Here is a 17772-nt window from a genome sequence, read left to right as displayed (position 1 = left end):
TCACATTTTCCACACATTTATTTGTTATTTTACAATTATAACGAAATCATCCGAAGATGGAGGGAATCTTTTGAGAAAGTATGTTTTTCTTCTCTGTTTTTTATTTCTATTAGTAGGGTGTCAAGGAAGTTCATATACACCGATTGCTAAAGATAAAAGTGTTATTATAACAACGAATATAAAGGAAGGTAGTATTAGTTTTATTGATAAAAAAACAAAGAAGCTATTAACAACATGGGAATTAAATGAGCCGATTGCGGGGGTTACGCTACTTCCAAATGGCGAGGAAATACTCGTTTATGGTAAGCAATTAGAATATATGTATGTATATTCACTAGTAGAAGGAAGACAAGTGGACAAATATAAGACTGGAAAAGGAATTGCTAATGTTGTCGCATCAGATGATGGAAAACAATTATTTGCTGCCGATCAAAATGAACAAAAGGTAAGGTTCTTTACGATAAAAGGAAAAGAGACAGGGAGTGTTTCAACAGGAAAAGGGCCGATAACGATGGTAGAGCATCATAACCAGTTATCTGTACTAAACTTTTATGATACGAAACTAACGACCATTGATACAAAGAAAAAAGAAGTGATACAGTCCTTTATGATTCCGCCAGCATCAACAGGAGCGACGGTTAGCGCTGATGGGAAAGAAATATGGATTGGTGGACATGGTGATGGAAGTCAAGTGAATGAGAAAGTATTAGTGTATTCTTTACAGAGCGGAGAGATGATGCGTTCTTTACATGCTCCGTTTATGCCTGTGAATATAACAAAGGATGATAAGTATGTATATGCGCTAAGTCACGGTTCGAATACGCTTAGAAAGTTTGATGCAAGTACGTATCAAGAGGTAGGATTTGCAGAAGTAGGATCTAATCCATTTGCATTTTTGAAAAGCGGTGCAGAAGGATATGTAGCTAGTTATGATAGCGATGAAGTATGCGTAATGGATATGAAGAATATGAAAATAAAACAAACAATTAAAGTCGGAAAAGGACCGTTTCAACTCATAGAGAGAGAAGGGGAAGGGCAATGAGTAAATATAACGTGCTAGTCGTAGATGACGAAAGTGATATGAGGCAACTTGTCGGAATGTACTTAGATAACTTCGGATACGAGTGGGGAGAAGCTGAAAATGGAAAAGAGGCACTTCGAAAATTAGAGATGGATCATTACGATTTCGTTGTACTAGATATTATGATGCCTGAGATGGATGGGCTTTCAGTTTGTAAAGAGATTCGAAAAACGTCGGATGTACCTATTATATTTTTAACAGCAAAAGGTGAAGAGTGGAATAGGGTGAACGGCTTACGTATGGGAGCAGATGATTATATTGTAAAGCCATTTAGTCCTGGGGAACTAATTGCTCGTATGGAAGCTGTTTTAAGACGATATACAAAGCAAGAACAGCAAGAAGAGATTCAATTTGGACCGATTCTTATTAATGAAAAAAGTAGGAGGATCGAGACGAATGGTGAGACGATTCCTCTTACGGTAAAAGAGTTTGATTTACTATATTTTCTTTGCCAACATAATGGACAAGTATTTAGCCGGGAACAATTGCTTGAAAAGGTGTGGGGATATGATTATGCAGGAAGTACAAGAACGGTAGATACGCATGTAAAAACAATGCGTCTAAAGCTAGGAGAAAGTGGAAACTACATTCAAACCGTTTGGGGTGTAGGTTATAAATTTGAGGTGTAACGTATGTTTACGATGGTACAAAAGCTTTGGCTTACAGTAGTATGTGCAGTATGTGTAACAGTTTCCTTTCTTTATTTTGTATCTTTATACTCATATGAAAAGTTATACGTTGATAATTTAAAAGATTCATTAGTAATGGAAGGGAAACGTCTTGCCACGCAATATGATAAACGTGAAGGAGTATCCACTTTTGAAGAGAAAGTAAGGGCATATGATCAAATATCTAGTTCAGATGTCCTTTTCGTATACAATCCGCGTGATTTAAGCGCATGTTTGCCTTTTGATGTTCACCATCATTCTCTTATAAGTGAAGGGGATAGACAGGCGCTATTAGATGGGAAAACCGTGACAAAGATAGGGTATGAAGAACATTTTGATCGTAATATTATGGGTGTTGTCATCCCTGTTTTAGATGATAAAAAATTAGTTGGTATTGTATACTCTTATATTCCTTTAAAAAGTATAAAAGACTTAATATTTGATATGGGTCTTATTTTAGCGCCGTTAGCACTTGCAATGATTTTAATTACAATATGGATGGGTAGAAAAATTATTATTGCTATTACGAGACCGCTTTCGCAAATGGAACGAGTTGCAAATCATTTGGCTACTGGAGATTTCTCAGAGCGGATTACAATTTCTTCAGAAGATGAAATTGGACGATTGGGAAAAGCTTTTAATAAAATGGCAAATTCTTTAGAAACAGAAGATGTAAAGCGTAAGGAATTTTTAGCTAATGTTTCGCATGAACTTAGAACACCGCTTAGTTATATTAAAGGATATAGTGAAGCTATTTTAGACGGTGTAGCGAAGGGGCCGCAGCAGGAAAAAGTAACGCAACTCATCCATAAAGAAGCAGGTCGCATGCAACGCCTTGTTCATGATTTATTAGATCTAGCGCAGCTAGAAGGTGAACACTTTCCCCTAAAGAAACAACCTATCGTTTTTTCACAGCTTATTGAAGATGTACTAGATACGTACGAGTTACAGTTTATAGAAAAAAAACTTCGTATTTTAACGAATTTAAATCCTGAAATTATCGTAATGATTGATGAGGATCGTATGCAACAAGTACTTCATAATGTGTTAGATAATGCGATACGTTATACAAATCAAAACGGGGATATCATAATAACATTAAAGCAAATCGATGATTATTGTGAATTGCACATAAAAGATACAGGAATAGGTATTGATAGAGAGCATTTAGAAAATCTCGGGGAACGCTTTTACCGAGTAGATAAAGCGAGAAGTCGTCAACACGGTGGAACAGGTTTAGGTCTTGCAATTGTAAGGCAAATTGCTCATATACATGATGGGGAGTGGAGAATAGAAAGTGAAAAAGGTAAGGGAACGACAGTTATTATTAAATTAAAAGCACAAGATGAGGAGAGCATATTCTAACCTTTGGAATATGCTCTTCATATTGAAGGTAAATAGTTACGCGTAAATGTATTAATTAATATTCAACAAATATCAAAAGTTTGACTATTTTATGAACAAAACATTTGTACTTCTTACTAATTCGTTCTAAAATGGTTATGGATGCTAAGTTCTTATAAAACGTTACAATTGTTGTTTGGAAGATACTGAGGTGATTTAACTGGAGTACAAATCTATTAAACCGAAAAAAATTTACGAAGAAGTATCTGAAGCTATTTTAACAATGATTAAAAATGGTACGTTAAAACCTGGTGACAAACTACTTCCTGTTCATCAATTAGCTGAGCAGTTTCAAGTTGGCAGATCTGCTGTTCGTGAAGCGCTAAGTGCGCTAAGAGCAATGGGCTTAATTGAAATGAAACAAGGAGAAGGTACATATGTAAAGAATTTCGATCCTTCTTCATTAACGAAATCATTAAATAACAAGTTATTAATGAAGAAAGAGGATATTTTGAATTTATTAGAAGTACGGAAGGTGCTCGAAGTGGGGGCAGTTCGAGCGGCAGCGGCAAAACGTACGGATGATAATTTGCAAAATATGAAACATTGGTTAGATGAAATGGCAAAGAGCATTGGAGATGAGAAGGCTGGCGAAAAAGCAGACTTTCATTTTCATATGGGAATTGCAGAATCTTCGCATAATAATATCTTACTTGAGCTCATGAATCATGTTTCAGAGATGATTGCTGAAACGATTGGTGAATCAAGACGCATTATTTTATATGGTGAACAAACAACATCGGAACGACTTTTAGAAGAGCATCGAGCTATATATAATGCGGTGTTAAAGCAAGATGTGGAATTAGCGCAGCAAGCGATGTTAAATCATTTAACAAATGTAGAACATATTGTCACAGGGAAAAGCGATATAAATTCGTAATTTAATCTTTTAAAATTCTAATTTTCTGATAAAATAGAGAGAGATTAAGTAAACGTTTTCTTTGGAAGAGGGAGAGGATAGGCCATGGTTGAGCCTACTTCTTCTAATCTTAGTCATCTGATGACCATATGATCGTTGGCGAAGTTGTAATAAGGGGGAATTATAGTTATGAAAGTTACTTTATTTGTTACTTGTTTAGTCGATATGTTTGAAACAAACGTCGGCAAAGCAACAGTTGAAGTATTGGAGCGTTTAGGTTGTGAAATTGAATTTCCAGAAGCACAAGTTTGTTGTGGTCAGCCTGCTTATAATAGCGGCCATGTAGAAGCAGCAAAAGAAGCGATGAAACATATGATTGAAACTTTCGAAGATGCAGAATATATCGTTACGCCATCTGGCTCTTGTGCGACAATGTTTCATGAGTATCCGCATGTTTTTAAAGATGATCCGAAGTGGGCTAAACGTGCACAAAAGGTTGCTGATAAAACATATGAATTTACACAATTTATTGTAGATGTTTTAAAAGTTACAGATGTTGGTGCAAGTTTACCAGGGATAGCTACTATTCATAAATCTTGTCATATGACACGCCTGCTTGGAGTAAAAGAGGCACCAGGAATTTTATTATCAAACGTAAAAGGATTAACTGTGAGAGAACTGCCAAACGTGCAAAATTGTTGTGGGTTTGGGGGAACGTTTTCAGTTAAGATGACTCCAATTTCTGAGCAAATGGTAGATGAAAAAGTAGATAGTGTAATGGAAACAGGTGCTGATTATTTAATCGGTGCAGATTGTGGGTGTTTGTTAAACATTGGCGGACGTATTGAGCGTTTAGGAAAAGAAGTAAAAGTAATGCATATTGCTGAGGTCTTGAATAGTCGCTCATGAAGGGGGAACATAAGCAATGTCTATGAAAATCAGTGAGAAAAAATTTAATGATCGCGTTGGCGATGGAATTCAAGATTCGTTTATGCGCGGAGCAGTATCTTCTGCACAAACGCGTTTATATACAAATCGATTAAAAGCAGCTGACGAGTTGGGAAACTGGGAAGAATGGCGTGAACTAGGTGAACAAATTCGTCAACATACGTTAGAAAATCTTGATTATTATTTAATGCAGTTAAGTGAAAATGTATCAAAAAGAGGCGGTCACGTTTACTTTGCGAAAACGAAAGAGGATGCAGCAAAGTATATTCAAGACGTTGCAAAAAAGAAACAAGCGAAGAAAGTTGTAAAATCAAAATCAATGGTAACTGAAGAAATTAGTATGAATCATGCCCTTGAAGAGATTGGTTGTGAAGTGTTAGAGAGTGACTTAGGAGAGTATATCTTGCAAGTAGATAACGATCCACCATCACATATTATTGCGCCTGCACTTCATAAAAACAGAACGCAAATTCGTGATGTATTTAAAGAAAAACTTGGATATGAAAATTCTGATGATCCATACGAAATGACAAAGTTTGTTCGTAAACAACTTCGTGAGAAATTTATGGATGCAGAAATTGGTGTGACAGGTTGTAACTTCGCTGTTGCAAATACTGGCTCTCTTTGTTTAGTGACGAACGAAGGTAATGCCGATCTTGTTATGTCGATTCCGAAAACACAAATTGCAGTAATGGGTATGGAACGTATGGTTCCGACAATGGAAGAATTAGATGTTTTAGTTGGTTTACTATGTCGTAGTGCGGTAGGTCAAAAATTAACAAGTTATGTAACAGTAGCAGGACCAATTCAAGAGGAAGAGGTAGATGGACCAGAAGAGTTTCATTTAGTCGTTGTTGATAATGGCCGCTCTCAAATTCTTGGATCGGAATTCCGTTCAGTATTGCAATGTATTCGTTGTGCTGCTTGTGTTAACGTATGTCCGGTATATCGTCACGTTGGTGGGCATTCATATGGATCTATTTATTCAGGACCAATCGGTGCGGTATTAACACCACTTTTAGGTGGGTATGACGATTACAAAGAGCTCCCGTATGCATCTAGTTTATGCGGAGCATGTACAGAAGCTTGTCCAGTAAAGATTCCATTGCATGATTTATTATTAAAGCATCGTCAAGTTATCGTTGAGCAAGAAGGACGTGCCCCACTTGCAGAAAAATTAGCAATGAAAATGTTTAGCATGGGTGCTTCTTCAGCAGCTTTATATAAAATGGGATCAAAAATGGCACCGGCAGCAATGAGTCCATTTACATCTGGTAACCGTGTATCAAAAGGTGTTGGCCCACTTAAAAACTGGACGGATATTCGTGAATTCCCGGCTCCAAGTAAAGAACGATTCCGTGATTGGTATAAAGATCATAAGAAAGGCGGGGACAAATAATGACAGGATTAATTCAAAACCGTGAGTCCTTTCTAGATAATATCGCAAAAGAACTTGGGCGCGCGCGTAAAACAGAAGGCGTAGAACGTCCAGCATGGAAAAGTAATGTGAATGTAGAAACGTTAAAAGATTATTCACAAGAAGAATTGTTAGAAGTATTTAAAAATCAATGTACAAACATTCATACAACTGTTGTGGAAACGACAAACGACCGTTTAAGTGAAGATATTCAAAAAGTAATCGTTGAAAACGGCGGGGGACCTATTATATTATCAGCAGATGAACGTTTTGATTCCTATGGATTGACTTCTTTATTTAAAGAAGAGCTTCCAAAGCAAAATGTTGAAGTAAATGTATGGGATCCTGAGAAAAAAGAAGAGAATATGCGTATAGCGGAAAAAGCAAATATCGGAATTGCATTTAGTGATTATACATTAGCTGAATCTGGTACGATTGTTGTACAAAGTCATAAAGGGCAAGGTCGTTCTTTACACTTTTTACCGACTGTATATTTTGCTATTATTCCACGTGAAACACTTGTACCTCGTATTACCCAAGCAGTTCAACACATGAACTCTCGAGTAGAAAAAGGTGAAGCAGTGGCATCTTGTATTAACTTTATAACAGGACCAAGTAACTCTGCTGATATTGAAATGAATCTTGTTGTCGGAGTACATGGACCATTAAAAGCAGTATATTTCATCGTATAAAATAGGGGAAAGTAGGCCGGAAAACGGCCTGCTTTTTTAATAGAATAAAGATAATGTAAAGTAGAAGTTCTCTCCTTTTTTTGTTATGTTCTTTTGGAAAGGAGAGGAAGGGATGTTCACTTATTTATATGTATTGTTAACAGGGATGGTGTTTGGTTCTTTTTTTATGGTGATTGCGATGAGAGTTCCAGTAGGGGAATCTATTATTACACCGCGTTCATACTGTCATTACTGCAACTATACGTTAAAGCCGAAAGAACTTATTCCAATCATTTCATTTTGTATGCAAAAAGGGCGTTGTACGAGTTGTAAAAGAAAAATCTCAAGTTTGTACATAGTGTTTGAATTTGTTACAGGGAGTTTATTTTTTCTTACTGTATATGTAATTGGAATAGAACGAGAGCTCATCATCATTTTATCGCTCTTTTCTTTACTTCTTATTATTTCAGTTACAGATTTAGTATATATGCTAATACCTAATCGTATTTTAATTTGGTTTGGGCTTTTGCTTATTTTAGAATGTATTTTTGTACCGTTAGTTACTTGGATAGATAGTATAGCTGGCAGTGGAACTATATTTATTTTGTTATATTGCATGCAAAAGATTTATCCAGATGGTCTTGGCGGAGGTGATGCAAAATTACTTTCATTACTCGGATTTATAATAGGAGTGAAAGGTATTTTTATAACTTTATTTTTAGCATCTTGCTTTAGTCTTTGTTTTTTCGGAATAGGTATAGCGTTAAAACGTATAAAAATAAAAACTCCAATTCCGTTTGGACCTTTTATTAGCCTTGGGGCAATATGTTATGTGTTGGTCACATATGCAAAATAGAGAGGAGATAGAAAATGAATGTATATATGGATGATCAAAGAGGTTGTCCGTACGGATATGTTTTGGCAACTACAGTAGAATCCGCCTTGCAAATTGTTAGGGATAATGAGGTGAATATTATTTCCCTCGATTATAATATGGGATGGAGACAAAAAAGTGGGTTAGATTTTGTAGAAGCTTTCTGTAAAGAAGGACTATATGTTAATGAAATTCACTTTCATACAAATGATGTCATCGGTATGCATCAGATGAAAAAGAGCATAGAGAGAGGGAAGGAAAACGGGGGAATTAATCCTTATATTGCCTTGAAATATGTAGGGAGCTAAAAACTCCAAAGCGTAACCTTGGAGTTTTTAGTGTTTCATATGTGCTTGTAAAGGAATGATTTCTTCTTGTTGAGCTGCAACTAATTCAGTTTCCTCTTGTTTAACATCAGGTGCTTTCTTTGTTAAGTAATGATAGACCATACCGACAAATACGGATCCGCCAATAATGTTACCGATTGTAACTGGAATTAAGTTATGAATAGCCCCAGCGAAAGTAATTGTATCAGGATGTGGTGAAACTAAAGATAAGGCAAACAATGATAAGTTTGCAATGCTATGCTCATAGCCAGATAAGAAGAATGTGAAAACGAGCATCATCATCATCAATATTTTTGCTGTATCGCCTTTTACTTGAGAAGGTAAGAAGCAGGCAAGACATACGAGCCAGTTACATAAAATCGCTTTAAAGAATAATTGCATTGTTGGTGTATTCATCTTTCCTTCAACGACTTTATTCATTAAATGACCGTGCCCAATTGCTTCGAAAATTCCAGTTGCGTAAAATAATAAAGCAAAGAATAAAGCACCAGCTAAGTTACCTGCATAACAAGCAACCCAGTTGCGAAGTGTATCAGAAATAGTTGTTTCTTTTCTCAAAGTTGCCACTGTAAAGTACATTGTATTGCCAGTAAATAGTTCAGCGCCGCCATATATAATTAATACGAGTGCAATTCCGAAAAACATAGAAGCGGCTAAATATGTTGCTGGTGAATCTGCAATATGAAAGAAATTACCTAATTTGAAACATAGTACAATAATAAATCCAATATAAATGCCCGCGAGTGCAGCGCGGATGAAATATTGCATTGGGCTTGTATCTAGCATTTGCTTTTTGCTCTTAGCCAGTTTTACAACATAATCTAATCCTTGTTCTAGCATGAGTAATACGCTCCTTTAGTACATCGTCTATAAATACTCCTTATATGAATAAAGTACATGGATTTGTTCATAGTTTCAATAAGTTTGTGCAATATTTCACAAAAAGGACATACAAAACTTTGGAAAACGCTTACAAAAGGTAGTATAATGGAATTTTTTCTAAAAATAGAGAGGGGATTGAAACGAGAGAAAAAGAAAAAGCACTGTAATTACAGCGCTTTTTCGTCTAAATTCTTTTCTACTTTTACTTCTACTTCTTTCGAGAAGAACCAACCGCCAACTGCGATTCCAATTAATACAGTCCAGAATGTAAGCTTCCACGGAGTAGATTCTGGGAATGAATGCGGAAGGACATTTAATGCAGGGTGTGCTAATGTATAAACTGCTAATTTCACACCAACCCAACCTACAATTAAGAATGCTGCAGTTTCAAGTCCTGGTTTACGTTTTAATATTTGTACGAAAGCAGTTGCTGCAAATCGCATTATAACTAATCCGATAAGTCCACCTGTAAAGATAACGATAAATTGACCTGTATCAAGACTACCAATCGTACCTAATCCTGTTTTCGGTAAAGTCACTGCTAATGCAACAGCAGCTAAAATTGAATCAACAGCGAAGGCGATATCAGCAACTTCGACTTTAAATACAGTCCACCAAAAATTCTCTTGTTTTTTCTTTGCTTCTTTTTCTTCTGTTTCTTCATGTGACTTCTTTTTAACATACGTTTTAAATAAGTGATTCCCCGCGATAAACATAAGATAAATCGCACCAATTGCTTGCACTTGCCATACATCGACTAGGAACGAAATCATAAATAGTGATCCGAAGCGGAAAACGAACGCTCCTGCTAATCCATAAAATAGTGCTTTCTTTCGTTTTTCTTCTGGTAAATGTTTTACCATAATTGCAAGAACGAGAGCGTTATCAGCCGCTAAAATCCCCTCTAGTGCAATTAGGATGAGTAATACCCAACCATACTCCAATAATAATGATACATCCATGTACATTCTCCTCTCATTTCTATAAAGACTAAACAAGTGAAGAAGTTCCCCACTGTTTAGTTTCCCCATACTCCTGCGTATCAACGGTGGAAGGAATTTGAAAACAAAAAAGACCTCTGCCGTTGATAGGCAAAGGTCTTGCTAGACATATGTAATGAAAATGCCAACAAAGCCGGAAGAACTAGGTTCTACGTAATGACGACTTTGTTTCCAAGAAATAGTTCTTGGACGCTACTCCCCTTTGGAGATATGCTATTGTATTCTCATTATATGGATAATTTATACGGTTGTCAACCTGTTAAAATATCTTCGTTTGGATATTTTATTTTTCTTTGTTTTTTACGTGCAAATGAAAAGGCTAATGTTAAAGGCCCCATCTTTCCAAAAAACATCATAAAGATAATAATTGTTTTGCCGATGATTGTTAAGTGTGGCGTCAAATTCATGCTAAGGCCGACAGTTCCAAATGCTGAAAATACTTCAAAAGCACTCATTAATAAAGGAACTTTCTCAGTGATGCTTAAAATTAAAATGGAAAGAAAAATAAACGAAATTGAAATAATAGTAATCGTTAATGATTTGACAATGAGCGTATCTTTAATGGATTTTTTAAACACGACAATATCATCTTGTTCTTGCAAAAATTTAAATACGCCGAAAAACATAATTAAAAAAGTCGTTAACTTAATCCCACCACCAGTTGAAGCACTGCCAGCACCAATAAACATAAGAAGCATCATTAATAAAAGTGATGGTTTAGATAGAGCAGCAATATCCACTGTATTAAACCCAGCTGTACGAGTCGAGATTGCTTGAAAATAAGCAGCCATGCCTTCTTCAAATGGTGTAAATCCTCTCATAGAAAGAGAATTATGGAACTCGAATATAAAAATAAAAGCTGTAGCAATAATATTGATGATTAGAGTAGAAGAGAGCATAAGCTTTGAGTGCAAAGTAAGGTTTTTAAAGTTTTTCTTTCTTTTTATATCTACGATAACCGTAAAACCAATCCCACCTAAAATAATGAGGGAAGAAATAACGAGATTGACGAGAATGCTATGGGAGTGCGACATTAAATTATCGCTCCACACAGAAAACCCAGCATTGTTAAAGGCTGAGATAGAATGAAAAAAGCTGTAATATATACCTTTTGCAACCCCGTATTTTGGTACCCATTCAAAAGAGAGAAATAAAGTAGCGATACATTCTACAGTAAAAGAAAATAAAAATAATGCTTTTGCAAGACGAATGATTCCGCCGACATTTGTTTGGTTTAATGCTTGTTGTAATAAAATTCGGTTTTGAAGGCCGATTTTTCTGCCGAGCATAATTGCGATTAAAACAGCAAAGCTCATAATGCCAAGCCCGCCAACTTGTATAAGTGTTAAAATGACACATTGGCCAAATAAGGTAAATACTTTACCAGTGTCCACAACACCAAGCCCTGTAACCGTACAAGCAGAAACCGTTGTAAATAAGGCGTCGAGCCATGAAATAGACGTTGTTGTAGCAATTGGCAATTTCAATAGGCATGTACCGATAGTTGATAGCATAATAAAAGATAAAGTAAGAACACGGGGAGGACTCATGCTAATGTTAATCCGTTTCATTTCACATATCGTTCCTTTCGATTTGCTCTTACTAGTATGTGAAGAAGCACTATTATGTATGTTAAAAAAGAAAGAGGCAGAGAATATCTGCCTCTAAGCCATAGGTTATATAGTTATCCGCGTAATTGTTGTTGAGCTAAAGCAACAAGACGTTTCGTTACTTCACCGCCAACTGATCCGTTAGAACGAGATGCTGTATTAGATCCTAAGCTTACACCGAATTCTTGTGCGATTTCATATTTGAATTGTTCAAGTGCTTGCTCTGCACCCGGAACTAGTAATTTGTTTGTTTTCACCATGTTGATACACATCCTTAAAGAGTAATCCAGTTTAGCTAAGTGCTATCTGGTAACGTTATTTTATGTGTAAACGACGTACTCATACACGGAAGTAAACGGTGTGATTAGAAGTTCTTGGATAGAAAAAAGAGTAGCAAATTTGCTACTCTTTTTTCAGTATTGTCGCTGTACCTTCTACGACAATATCATCAGATTGATTATATATGTTTGTTTGCAGTGTGATGATTTTTTTATCGTCCCGTTTTTTAATAACTTCTGCCACAACGCGAAGTGTATCACCGATTTTGACAGGAGCACGGAATGAAACGTTTTGTGATAAATAAATCGTATTTTTGCCAGGGAGTTTCGTTCCAAGAATGGTAGAAATAAAACTTGAAACGAGCATGCCATGGGCAATACGTTCTTTGAACATTGTCGTTTTTGCAAAAGAGTCTAGAATGTGAATAGGATTTACATCTCCAGTCAATTTTGCAAAATTGATAACGTCCTCATCCGTAATTTTTTTTGTAAGTGATGCTTGATCACCGACTTGAATCTCATCGTAACGAAGCTCCGGAACAGTTTGTGCTTCTTGAAATGGATTCATTTTGTCCTCCTTCTTTTCCATATCGAAAAATGTAAGCCATCTTGATGTAGTAGGAGGAAGAAAGAGTTTTGTTTGTGCTGCAGTTAGTTGCCACATTTTTCTTACTTGATGGAAGTAAATAGATTTTTTGAGTTTTCCTCGAACTGCTTTGCGAGTTCTAGTTGTTTGGACTTGAACTCTCCCAAAAAAACTTCTAACTGTTTTTGAACCTCTTCACGTTGCGACTGTTGTTGTTCGATAAAGTGTTTTGTTGTTTCTTCAAATTGTCCGCTAGTTTGAGTAAGAATAGACAAAGATGTTTTCGTAGGCGAAACAGTAAGTTGGTGCATTTGATTAGAAAGCTCATTCCACTTTCCTTGCCACTCGTTAATTTGATCATTTAAGGAGTTTCCAGTTAATTGCTTCACATAGTCTGTATATTGGTTATTGAACTGAGCAGTGAATTGGTGTAGTTCTTTTTCTAGTTCATCTACTCCTGATGTTAATTTATGCAAAGCGTCTTGTTGTTGTTTTAACGTTTCTAAAGTAAGTTGCTCTAATTGTTTCCCAGCTGAAGAGAAGAGGGAAAGAGATTGAGACCAGTTTTTCCAAAATGCATCGACTAATTCGTATGGCTTAGTTTCCATTGTTTGACCTCCAAATGTTTTTTTGCATATTGTGAACGCAGATTACTCTGCTGTACCACCAGGTGAAGATGAAGAATCCTTTTCATCCTTTTCTGGAGAAGTAGAAAATGGAAAGAATGCATTGGTGTATAACGTGAAAAACGTCCGCAACATATTTTGATAATGTTCAAAAGAAGTCGCACATGTTGTTAAATATTGCTCTCCATATTCTGTTAAAGAATAAATTCGTTTCGCTGGCCCGCCTTCGCTTGTATCCCAAGTAGAAGAAATAAGATTTTCTTTTTCTAATTTGCGTAGTGTCCTATACACATTACCTTGGTCCACAGAAGAAAAGCCGATGTCCATTAGCATTTGAATAAGTTTGTAACCATGAAGACGCCAGTCTTTTAGACAGAGAAGTAAGAAAGGAACTAAGAAGTTTTTTGGCATGGAGTTTGGTTGTTTCGCTTGGTTTTTTTCCAAACCTTCTGGGTGTTCTGGTTCATTATGTAGCATGATTGTGCATCACCTCATGAATCAGTTAGATGGAATTTTTTGCTTATAAGTGCAATTTACACCTATCTGTTTTTAATGTCAATTCATTTGTTGGAAAATAAAGAAAAATAAAATATTTACTTGAAGTTTTATTCGGAATATTAGAAAATAGTGAATAGGTTGAATTGTTTCAAAAACGAAAAAGGGAGTGTAGGCGAAGTGATTGATCAAAAATTCGATCCATTGCAAGCATGGAAAAATGCTTATGAACAAACCGAAACATTTTGGGGGAAAGCGCTCAATGAAACAATTAAAACAGAAGAATATTCAGCTTGGATGGGCAGCGTTCTAGATTTGAATTTGTTTTATCAAAAAGCATTAAATGATACGACAAAAAATTATTTAGAGCAGGTGAATGTGCCGACGAGAGAGGATATCGCTAGAGTAGCTACGCTTGTTATTAACTTAGAAAATAAAGTTGATAACATCGAGGAAATTCTAGAAGAGAAAGTGGATTCATTAGGACAAGCTCCTACATTAAAGCGTGATGTTACGAAAGTAAAACAAGATATGCGCACGTTAGAAACGAAAGTTGATCAAATTTTAGAATTGCTAGAAAAGCAAAATGCAGTACTAGCTAAACTACAAGTACCTGTAAAAGAAGAAGTAAAGCCTATAAATAAGCCAGAAAATAAAAAATGATAATCGCGTTTGTTTATAACGTGTAAAAGAGAGAGGGAGAATCTCTTTTCATGTATAAACAACGAAACATAATTAATATATGGACTCAATTAGTATGAGTACCAAAATGATTCATAACAATCGTTCACAAATTCATTTAAGGGGGAAAAAAAATGGTTCAATTAAATGGCAAAGTAGCAATCGTAACAGGTGGGGCAAAAGGAATTGGAAAAGCAATTACAGTAGCATTAGCACAAGAGGGAGCAAAAGTAGTTATTAACTATAACAGCAGTAAAGAAGCAGCTGAAAACCTAGTAAATGAATTAGGAAAAGAAGGACATGATGTTTATGCAGTTCAAGCGGATGTTTCTAAAGTAGAAGATGCAAACAGACTTGTGGAAGAAGCTGTGAATCATTTTGGTAACGTTGACATTCTTGTTAATAATGCTGGTATTACAAGAGATCGTACATTCAAAAAATTAAATCGTGAAGATTGGGAGCGCGTAATTGACGTGAACCTAAGCAGTGTATTTAATACAACAAGCGCGGTACTTCCATACATATCGGAAGCAGAAGAAGGAAGAATCATTAGTATTTCTTCTATTATTGGCCAAGCTGGTGGATTTGGACAAACAAACTACTCAGCAGCAAAAGCAGGTATGTTAGGATTTACAAAATCATTAGCGTTAGAACTTGCAAGAACAAATGTAACTGTAAACGCAATTTGCCCAGGATTTATTGATACTGAAATGGTAGCAGAAGTACCAGAAGAAGTGCGTCAAAAAATCGTTGCGAAAATCCCGAAAAAACGTTTTGGTCAAGCTGATGAAATTGCAAAAGGTGTAGTATATCTATGCCGTGACGGTGCGTATATCACAGGTCAGCAATTAAACATTAACGGCGGATTATACATGTAATGAAGTAAGAAAAAAGTGCATATCCATAGCAGGAATGCACTTCTTTTTTTAGAAAGAAATCGACCGAAAAGGAGATAGAAAAAATGACTACATTCGTAACGGAATGGGAAAAACAATTGGAGTTGTACCCAGAAGAATATCGTAAAGCATATCGCCGTGTGAAAAGAGCGAGCGAAGTTTTATTACGCGAACCAGAACCACAAGTTGGTTTAACACCGAAAGAGGTTATTTGGACGAAGAATAAAACGAAGCTTTATCGTTACATTCCAAAACAAGAAAAAACACAGAGAGTCCCAATCTTATTAATATACGCTCTTATTAATAAACCGTATATTATGGATTTAACTCCAGGAAATAGTTTAGTGGAATATTTAGTAGATCGTGGTTTTGATGTGTATATGCTTGATTGGGGCACATTTGGTTTAGAAGATAGTCATTTGAAGTTTGATGATTTCGTGTTCGATTATATTGCAAAAGCAGTGAAAAAAGTAATGAGAACTGCAAAATCGGATGAGATTTCTTTACTTGGTTATTGCATGGGTGGAACGTTAACATCTATTTATGCAGCGCTTCATCCGGACATGCCAATTCGAAACTTGATTTTTATGACAAGTCCTTTTGATTTCTCTGAAACAGGATTATACGGTCCTTTATTAGATGAGAAATATTTCAATTTAGATAAAGCAGTTGATACATTCGGAAATATTCCGCCAGAAATGATTGATTTCGGAAATAAGATGTTAAAACCAATTACAAACTTTGTCGGTCCATATGTTGCTTTAGTCGATCGTTCAGAAAATGAGCGCTTCGTCGAAAGTTGGAAATTAGTTCAAAAGTGGGTAGGCGATGGTATTCCGTTCCCAGGTGAATCTTATAGACAATGGATTCGTGATTTTTATCAAAATAATAAATTAGTGAAGGGTGAACTCGTTATTCGCGGACAAAAGGTAGACCTTGCAAATATTAAGGCGAATGTCTTAAATATTTCTGCGAAACGTGATCACATTGCTCTGCCATGTCAAGTAGAAGCTTTACTTGATCATATTTCTAGCACAGATAAAGAGTATGTATGTTTGCCGACAGGACATATGTCTATCGTGTATGGTGGAACGGCTGTAAAGCAAACATATCCGACGGTTGGGAATTGGCTTGCAGAGCGTTCTAATTAAAGAGAAAAAATCCAACTAGCGTATGTTAGTTGGATTTTTTTATGGGAAATGACGAAACATAGGAAGGAGAAAAATACATTGTAGGAGTATAATTATGAAGCTTATGACTGGTAAGTTGTTTTGGAGTGCTGGAGTTTCTGTACCTTGTTATCCAATGTTAGAAAATGATATGATATGTGATGTGCTAGTAATTGGAAGTGGAGAAGCAGGTGCTCATATAGCGTATTCGTTAGCTAAAATTGGAATGCGTGTTATGCTCATTGAAAAAAGAGCAATTGCATGTGGTAGCACAGCTGCAAATACAGGATTATTACAATTTGTTCATGATAAATCGTTGACCTCTCTTATTCATACATTTGGTGAAGAGAAAGGGGTACGAGCATATAGACTTTGTTATGAAGCGCTGCAAACAATGGAGAAGGTTGTGCCAACTCTCGATATTGATCCCCATTTTATTCCGCGAAATAGTTTGTATTATGCAAGTAGCGATGAGGATATTTCATTTTTACAAGAAGAATATAATACGTTACGCCATTATGGATTTCCGGTTGAATATTTTACAGAGTCTGATATTAAGAAACGTTATTCATTTGCAAAACAAGCAGCGTTATATACAAGCGGTGATGCAGAAGTGAATCCGTATTTATTAGCGCATAGTCTTTTGCATAAAGCGAAACAAATGGGCGCGACTATATATGAACATACAGAGGCATTACATATTAAACAAATCCAAAATGATTTAATTTGTTACACGAATACAGGAAATAAAATCGTAGCAAAGAATATTATTATGGCGACAGGTTATGAAGCAATTTTTGGAAAGAAAGAAAAAAATACAACAGTAGAAACGTCTTATGCCGTTGTGACAAATAAGATAGATCATTTTGAAGGCTGGCATGAGCAATCATTAATTTGGGAAACAGCACGTCCGTATTTGTATTGTCGAACGTATCAAAATCGCATTATTGTAGGCGGATTAGATGAGGCGCTGAAAATTCAAAAAATCGGCGATACGAAATTATTGCATAAGCGTAATCTCCTTATTACCATTGTAAAAGAAATGTTCCCGCAGTATAAAAATATACAGGCAGAGTACTATTGGGCAGCGGCATTTGGTGGCAGTCATGACGGTCTTCCTATTTTAAAAGAAGATAAAAAAATACATAATTTATATTACGCACTGCCGTATGGGGGAAATGGAACTGTATACGGAATGGTATTTGCGAAACTATTTCAGCAGTTATTTACAAATGAAGAAAGTGATGATTTTTCTTTATTTAATCGATAGAAAAAAGGT

At 35.9% G+C, this 17772-nt stretch carries 20 protein-coding genes and 1 riboswitch; of the genes, 13 read left to right on the top strand and 7 right to left on the bottom strand.

Going from position 1 to position 17772, the window contains the following annotated elements:
* Positions 1-70 precede the first annotated feature (70 nt).
* The 9 genes from MR071_RS12670 to MR071_RS12630 all read left to right on the top strand — a co-directional run bounded on the left by MR071_RS12670 (position 71) and on the right by MR071_RS12630 (position 8230).
* Positions 71-1042, top strand: a complete 972-nt coding sequence (locus MR071_RS12670; protein WP_242236280.1) for a YncE family protein — start codon at positions 71-73, stop codon at positions 1040-1042.
* On the top strand, positions 1039-1710 hold the full coding sequence (locus MR071_RS12665) for a response regulator transcription factor (protein WP_105584170.1): 672 nt from the start codon (positions 1039-1041) through the stop codon (positions 1708-1710). The genes MR071_RS12670 and MR071_RS12665 overlap by 4 nt, the downstream gene beginning before the upstream one ends.
* A gap of 3 nt (positions 1711-1713) precedes the next feature.
* On the top strand, positions 1714-3114 hold the full coding sequence (locus MR071_RS12660; protein ID WP_242236278.1) for a sensor histidine kinase: 1401 nt from the start codon (positions 1714-1716) through the stop codon (positions 3112-3114).
* A 229-nt stretch (positions 3115-3343) separates the two neighbouring features.
* Complete coding sequence (locus MR071_RS12655; RefSeq protein ID WP_258166007.1) at positions 3344-4033, top strand: FadR/GntR family transcriptional regulator; 690 nt, start codon at positions 3344-3346, stop codon at positions 4031-4033.
* A gap of 168 nt (positions 4034-4201) precedes the next feature.
* Complete coding sequence (locus MR071_RS12650) at positions 4202-4921, top strand: (Fe-S)-binding protein (RefSeq protein ID WP_000869145.1); 720 nt, start codon at positions 4202-4204, stop codon at positions 4919-4921.
* 16 nt (positions 4922-4937) lie between these two features.
* On the top strand, positions 4938-6359 hold the full coding sequence (locus MR071_RS12645) for a LutB/LldF family L-lactate oxidation iron-sulfur protein (RefSeq protein ID WP_000061921.1): 1422 nt from the start codon (positions 4938-4940) through the stop codon (positions 6357-6359).
* The gene (locus MR071_RS12640; RefSeq protein WP_242236273.1) at positions 6359-7069 is read left to right on the top strand and encodes a LutC/YkgG family protein; all 711 of its coding nucleotides are present in this window, start codon (positions 6359-6361) and stop codon (positions 7067-7069) included. Before MR071_RS12645 ends, MR071_RS12640 begins: the two co-directional genes overlap by 1 nt.
* A gap of 112 nt (positions 7070-7181) precedes the next feature.
* Positions 7182-7904: a prepilin peptidase gene (locus MR071_RS12635; RefSeq protein WP_242236271.1), complete on the top strand. Its 723-nt coding sequence runs from the start codon at positions 7182-7184 to the stop codon at positions 7902-7904.
* A 14-nt stretch (positions 7905-7918) separates the two neighbouring features.
* Complete coding sequence (locus tag MR071_RS12630) at positions 7919-8230, top strand: cyclic-phosphate processing receiver domain-containing protein (RefSeq protein ID WP_105584166.1); 312 nt, start codon at positions 7919-7921, stop codon at positions 8228-8230.
* A 27-nt stretch (positions 8231-8257) separates the two neighbouring features.
* On the opposite strand, the gene MR071_RS12625 is transcribed toward MR071_RS12630, so the two are convergent.
* The 7 genes from MR071_RS12625 to phaQ form a co-directional block, all read right to left on the bottom strand.
* Positions 8258-9109 (bottom strand): formate/nitrite transporter family protein, encoded by an 852-nt coding sequence (locus tag MR071_RS12625; RefSeq protein WP_242236268.1) that lies wholly within the window; start codon positions 9107-9109, stop codon positions 8258-8260.
* Between the two features lie 209 nt (positions 9110-9318).
* On the bottom strand, positions 9319-10113 hold the full coding sequence (locus tag MR071_RS12620; protein ID WP_242236266.1) for a TerC family protein: 795 nt from the start codon (positions 10111-10113) through the stop codon (positions 9319-9321).
* A gap of 79 nt (positions 10114-10192) precedes the next feature.
* Positions 10193-10365: riboswitch (yybP-ykoY riboswitch) on the bottom strand.
* Between the two features lie 38 nt (positions 10366-10403).
* Positions 10404-11723: a TrkH family potassium uptake protein gene (locus MR071_RS12615; RefSeq protein ID WP_242236264.1), complete on the bottom strand. Its 1320-nt coding sequence runs from the start codon at positions 11721-11723 to the stop codon at positions 10404-10406.
* 113 nt (positions 11724-11836) lie between these two features.
* Entirely contained in the window at positions 11837-12022 is a 186-nt protein-coding gene (locus MR071_RS12610; protein WP_000241212.1) for an alpha/beta-type small acid-soluble spore protein, read from the bottom strand.
* A gap of 142 nt (positions 12023-12164) precedes the next feature.
* Positions 12165-12608 carry a MaoC family dehydratase gene (locus MR071_RS12605; protein ID WP_001067911.1) on the bottom strand — a complete coding sequence of 148 codons (444 nt, stop codon included), beginning with the start codon at positions 12606-12608 and terminating at the stop codon, positions 12165-12167.
* Positions 12609-12709: 101 nt separating this feature from the next.
* The gene (phaP, locus tag MR071_RS12600; RefSeq protein WP_105584162.1) at positions 12710-13234 is read right to left on the bottom strand and encodes a polyhydroxyalkanoic acid inclusion protein PhaP; all 525 of its coding nucleotides are present in this window, start codon (positions 13232-13234) and stop codon (positions 12710-12712) included.
* Positions 13235-13276: 42 nt separating this feature from the next.
* On the bottom strand, positions 13277-13729 hold the full coding sequence (gene phaQ, locus MR071_RS12595; RefSeq protein WP_242236261.1) for a poly-beta-hydroxybutyrate-responsive repressor: 453 nt from the start codon (positions 13727-13729) through the stop codon (positions 13277-13279).
* A gap of 198 nt (positions 13730-13927) precedes the next feature.
* Between phaQ and phaR the strand changes: the two genes are divergently transcribed.
* From phaR to MR071_RS12575, 4 genes are all read left to right on the top strand, one after another.
* A complete protein-coding gene (gene phaR, locus MR071_RS12590) occupies positions 13928-14410 on the top strand; it encodes a polyhydroxyalkanoic acid synthase subunit PhaR (RefSeq protein WP_242236259.1) in 483 nt (160 codons plus the stop codon).
* A 152-nt stretch (positions 14411-14562) separates the two neighbouring features.
* Positions 14563-15306: an acetoacetyl-CoA reductase gene (locus MR071_RS12585; RefSeq protein ID WP_105584161.1), complete on the top strand. Its 744-nt coding sequence runs from the start codon at positions 14563-14565 to the stop codon at positions 15304-15306.
* An 83-nt stretch (positions 15307-15389) separates the two neighbouring features.
* Positions 15390-16475, top strand: a complete 1086-nt coding sequence (gene phaC / locus MR071_RS12580) for a class III poly(R)-hydroxyalkanoic acid synthase subunit PhaC (RefSeq protein WP_105584160.1) — start codon at positions 15390-15392, stop codon at positions 16473-16475.
* 94 nt (positions 16476-16569) lie between these two features.
* Positions 16570-17763, top strand: a complete 1194-nt coding sequence (locus MR071_RS12575) for an NAD(P)/FAD-dependent oxidoreductase (RefSeq protein ID WP_242236257.1) — start codon at positions 16570-16572, stop codon at positions 17761-17763.
* Positions 17764-17772: the final 9 nt, after the last annotated feature.

This window comes from Bacillus cereus group sp. BfR-BA-01316 (assembly GCF_022664195.1).
Lineage (GTDB): Bacteria > Bacillota > Bacilli > Bacillales > Bacillaceae_G > Bacillus_A.
This window is presented reverse-complemented; position numbering and strand designations above follow the sequence as displayed.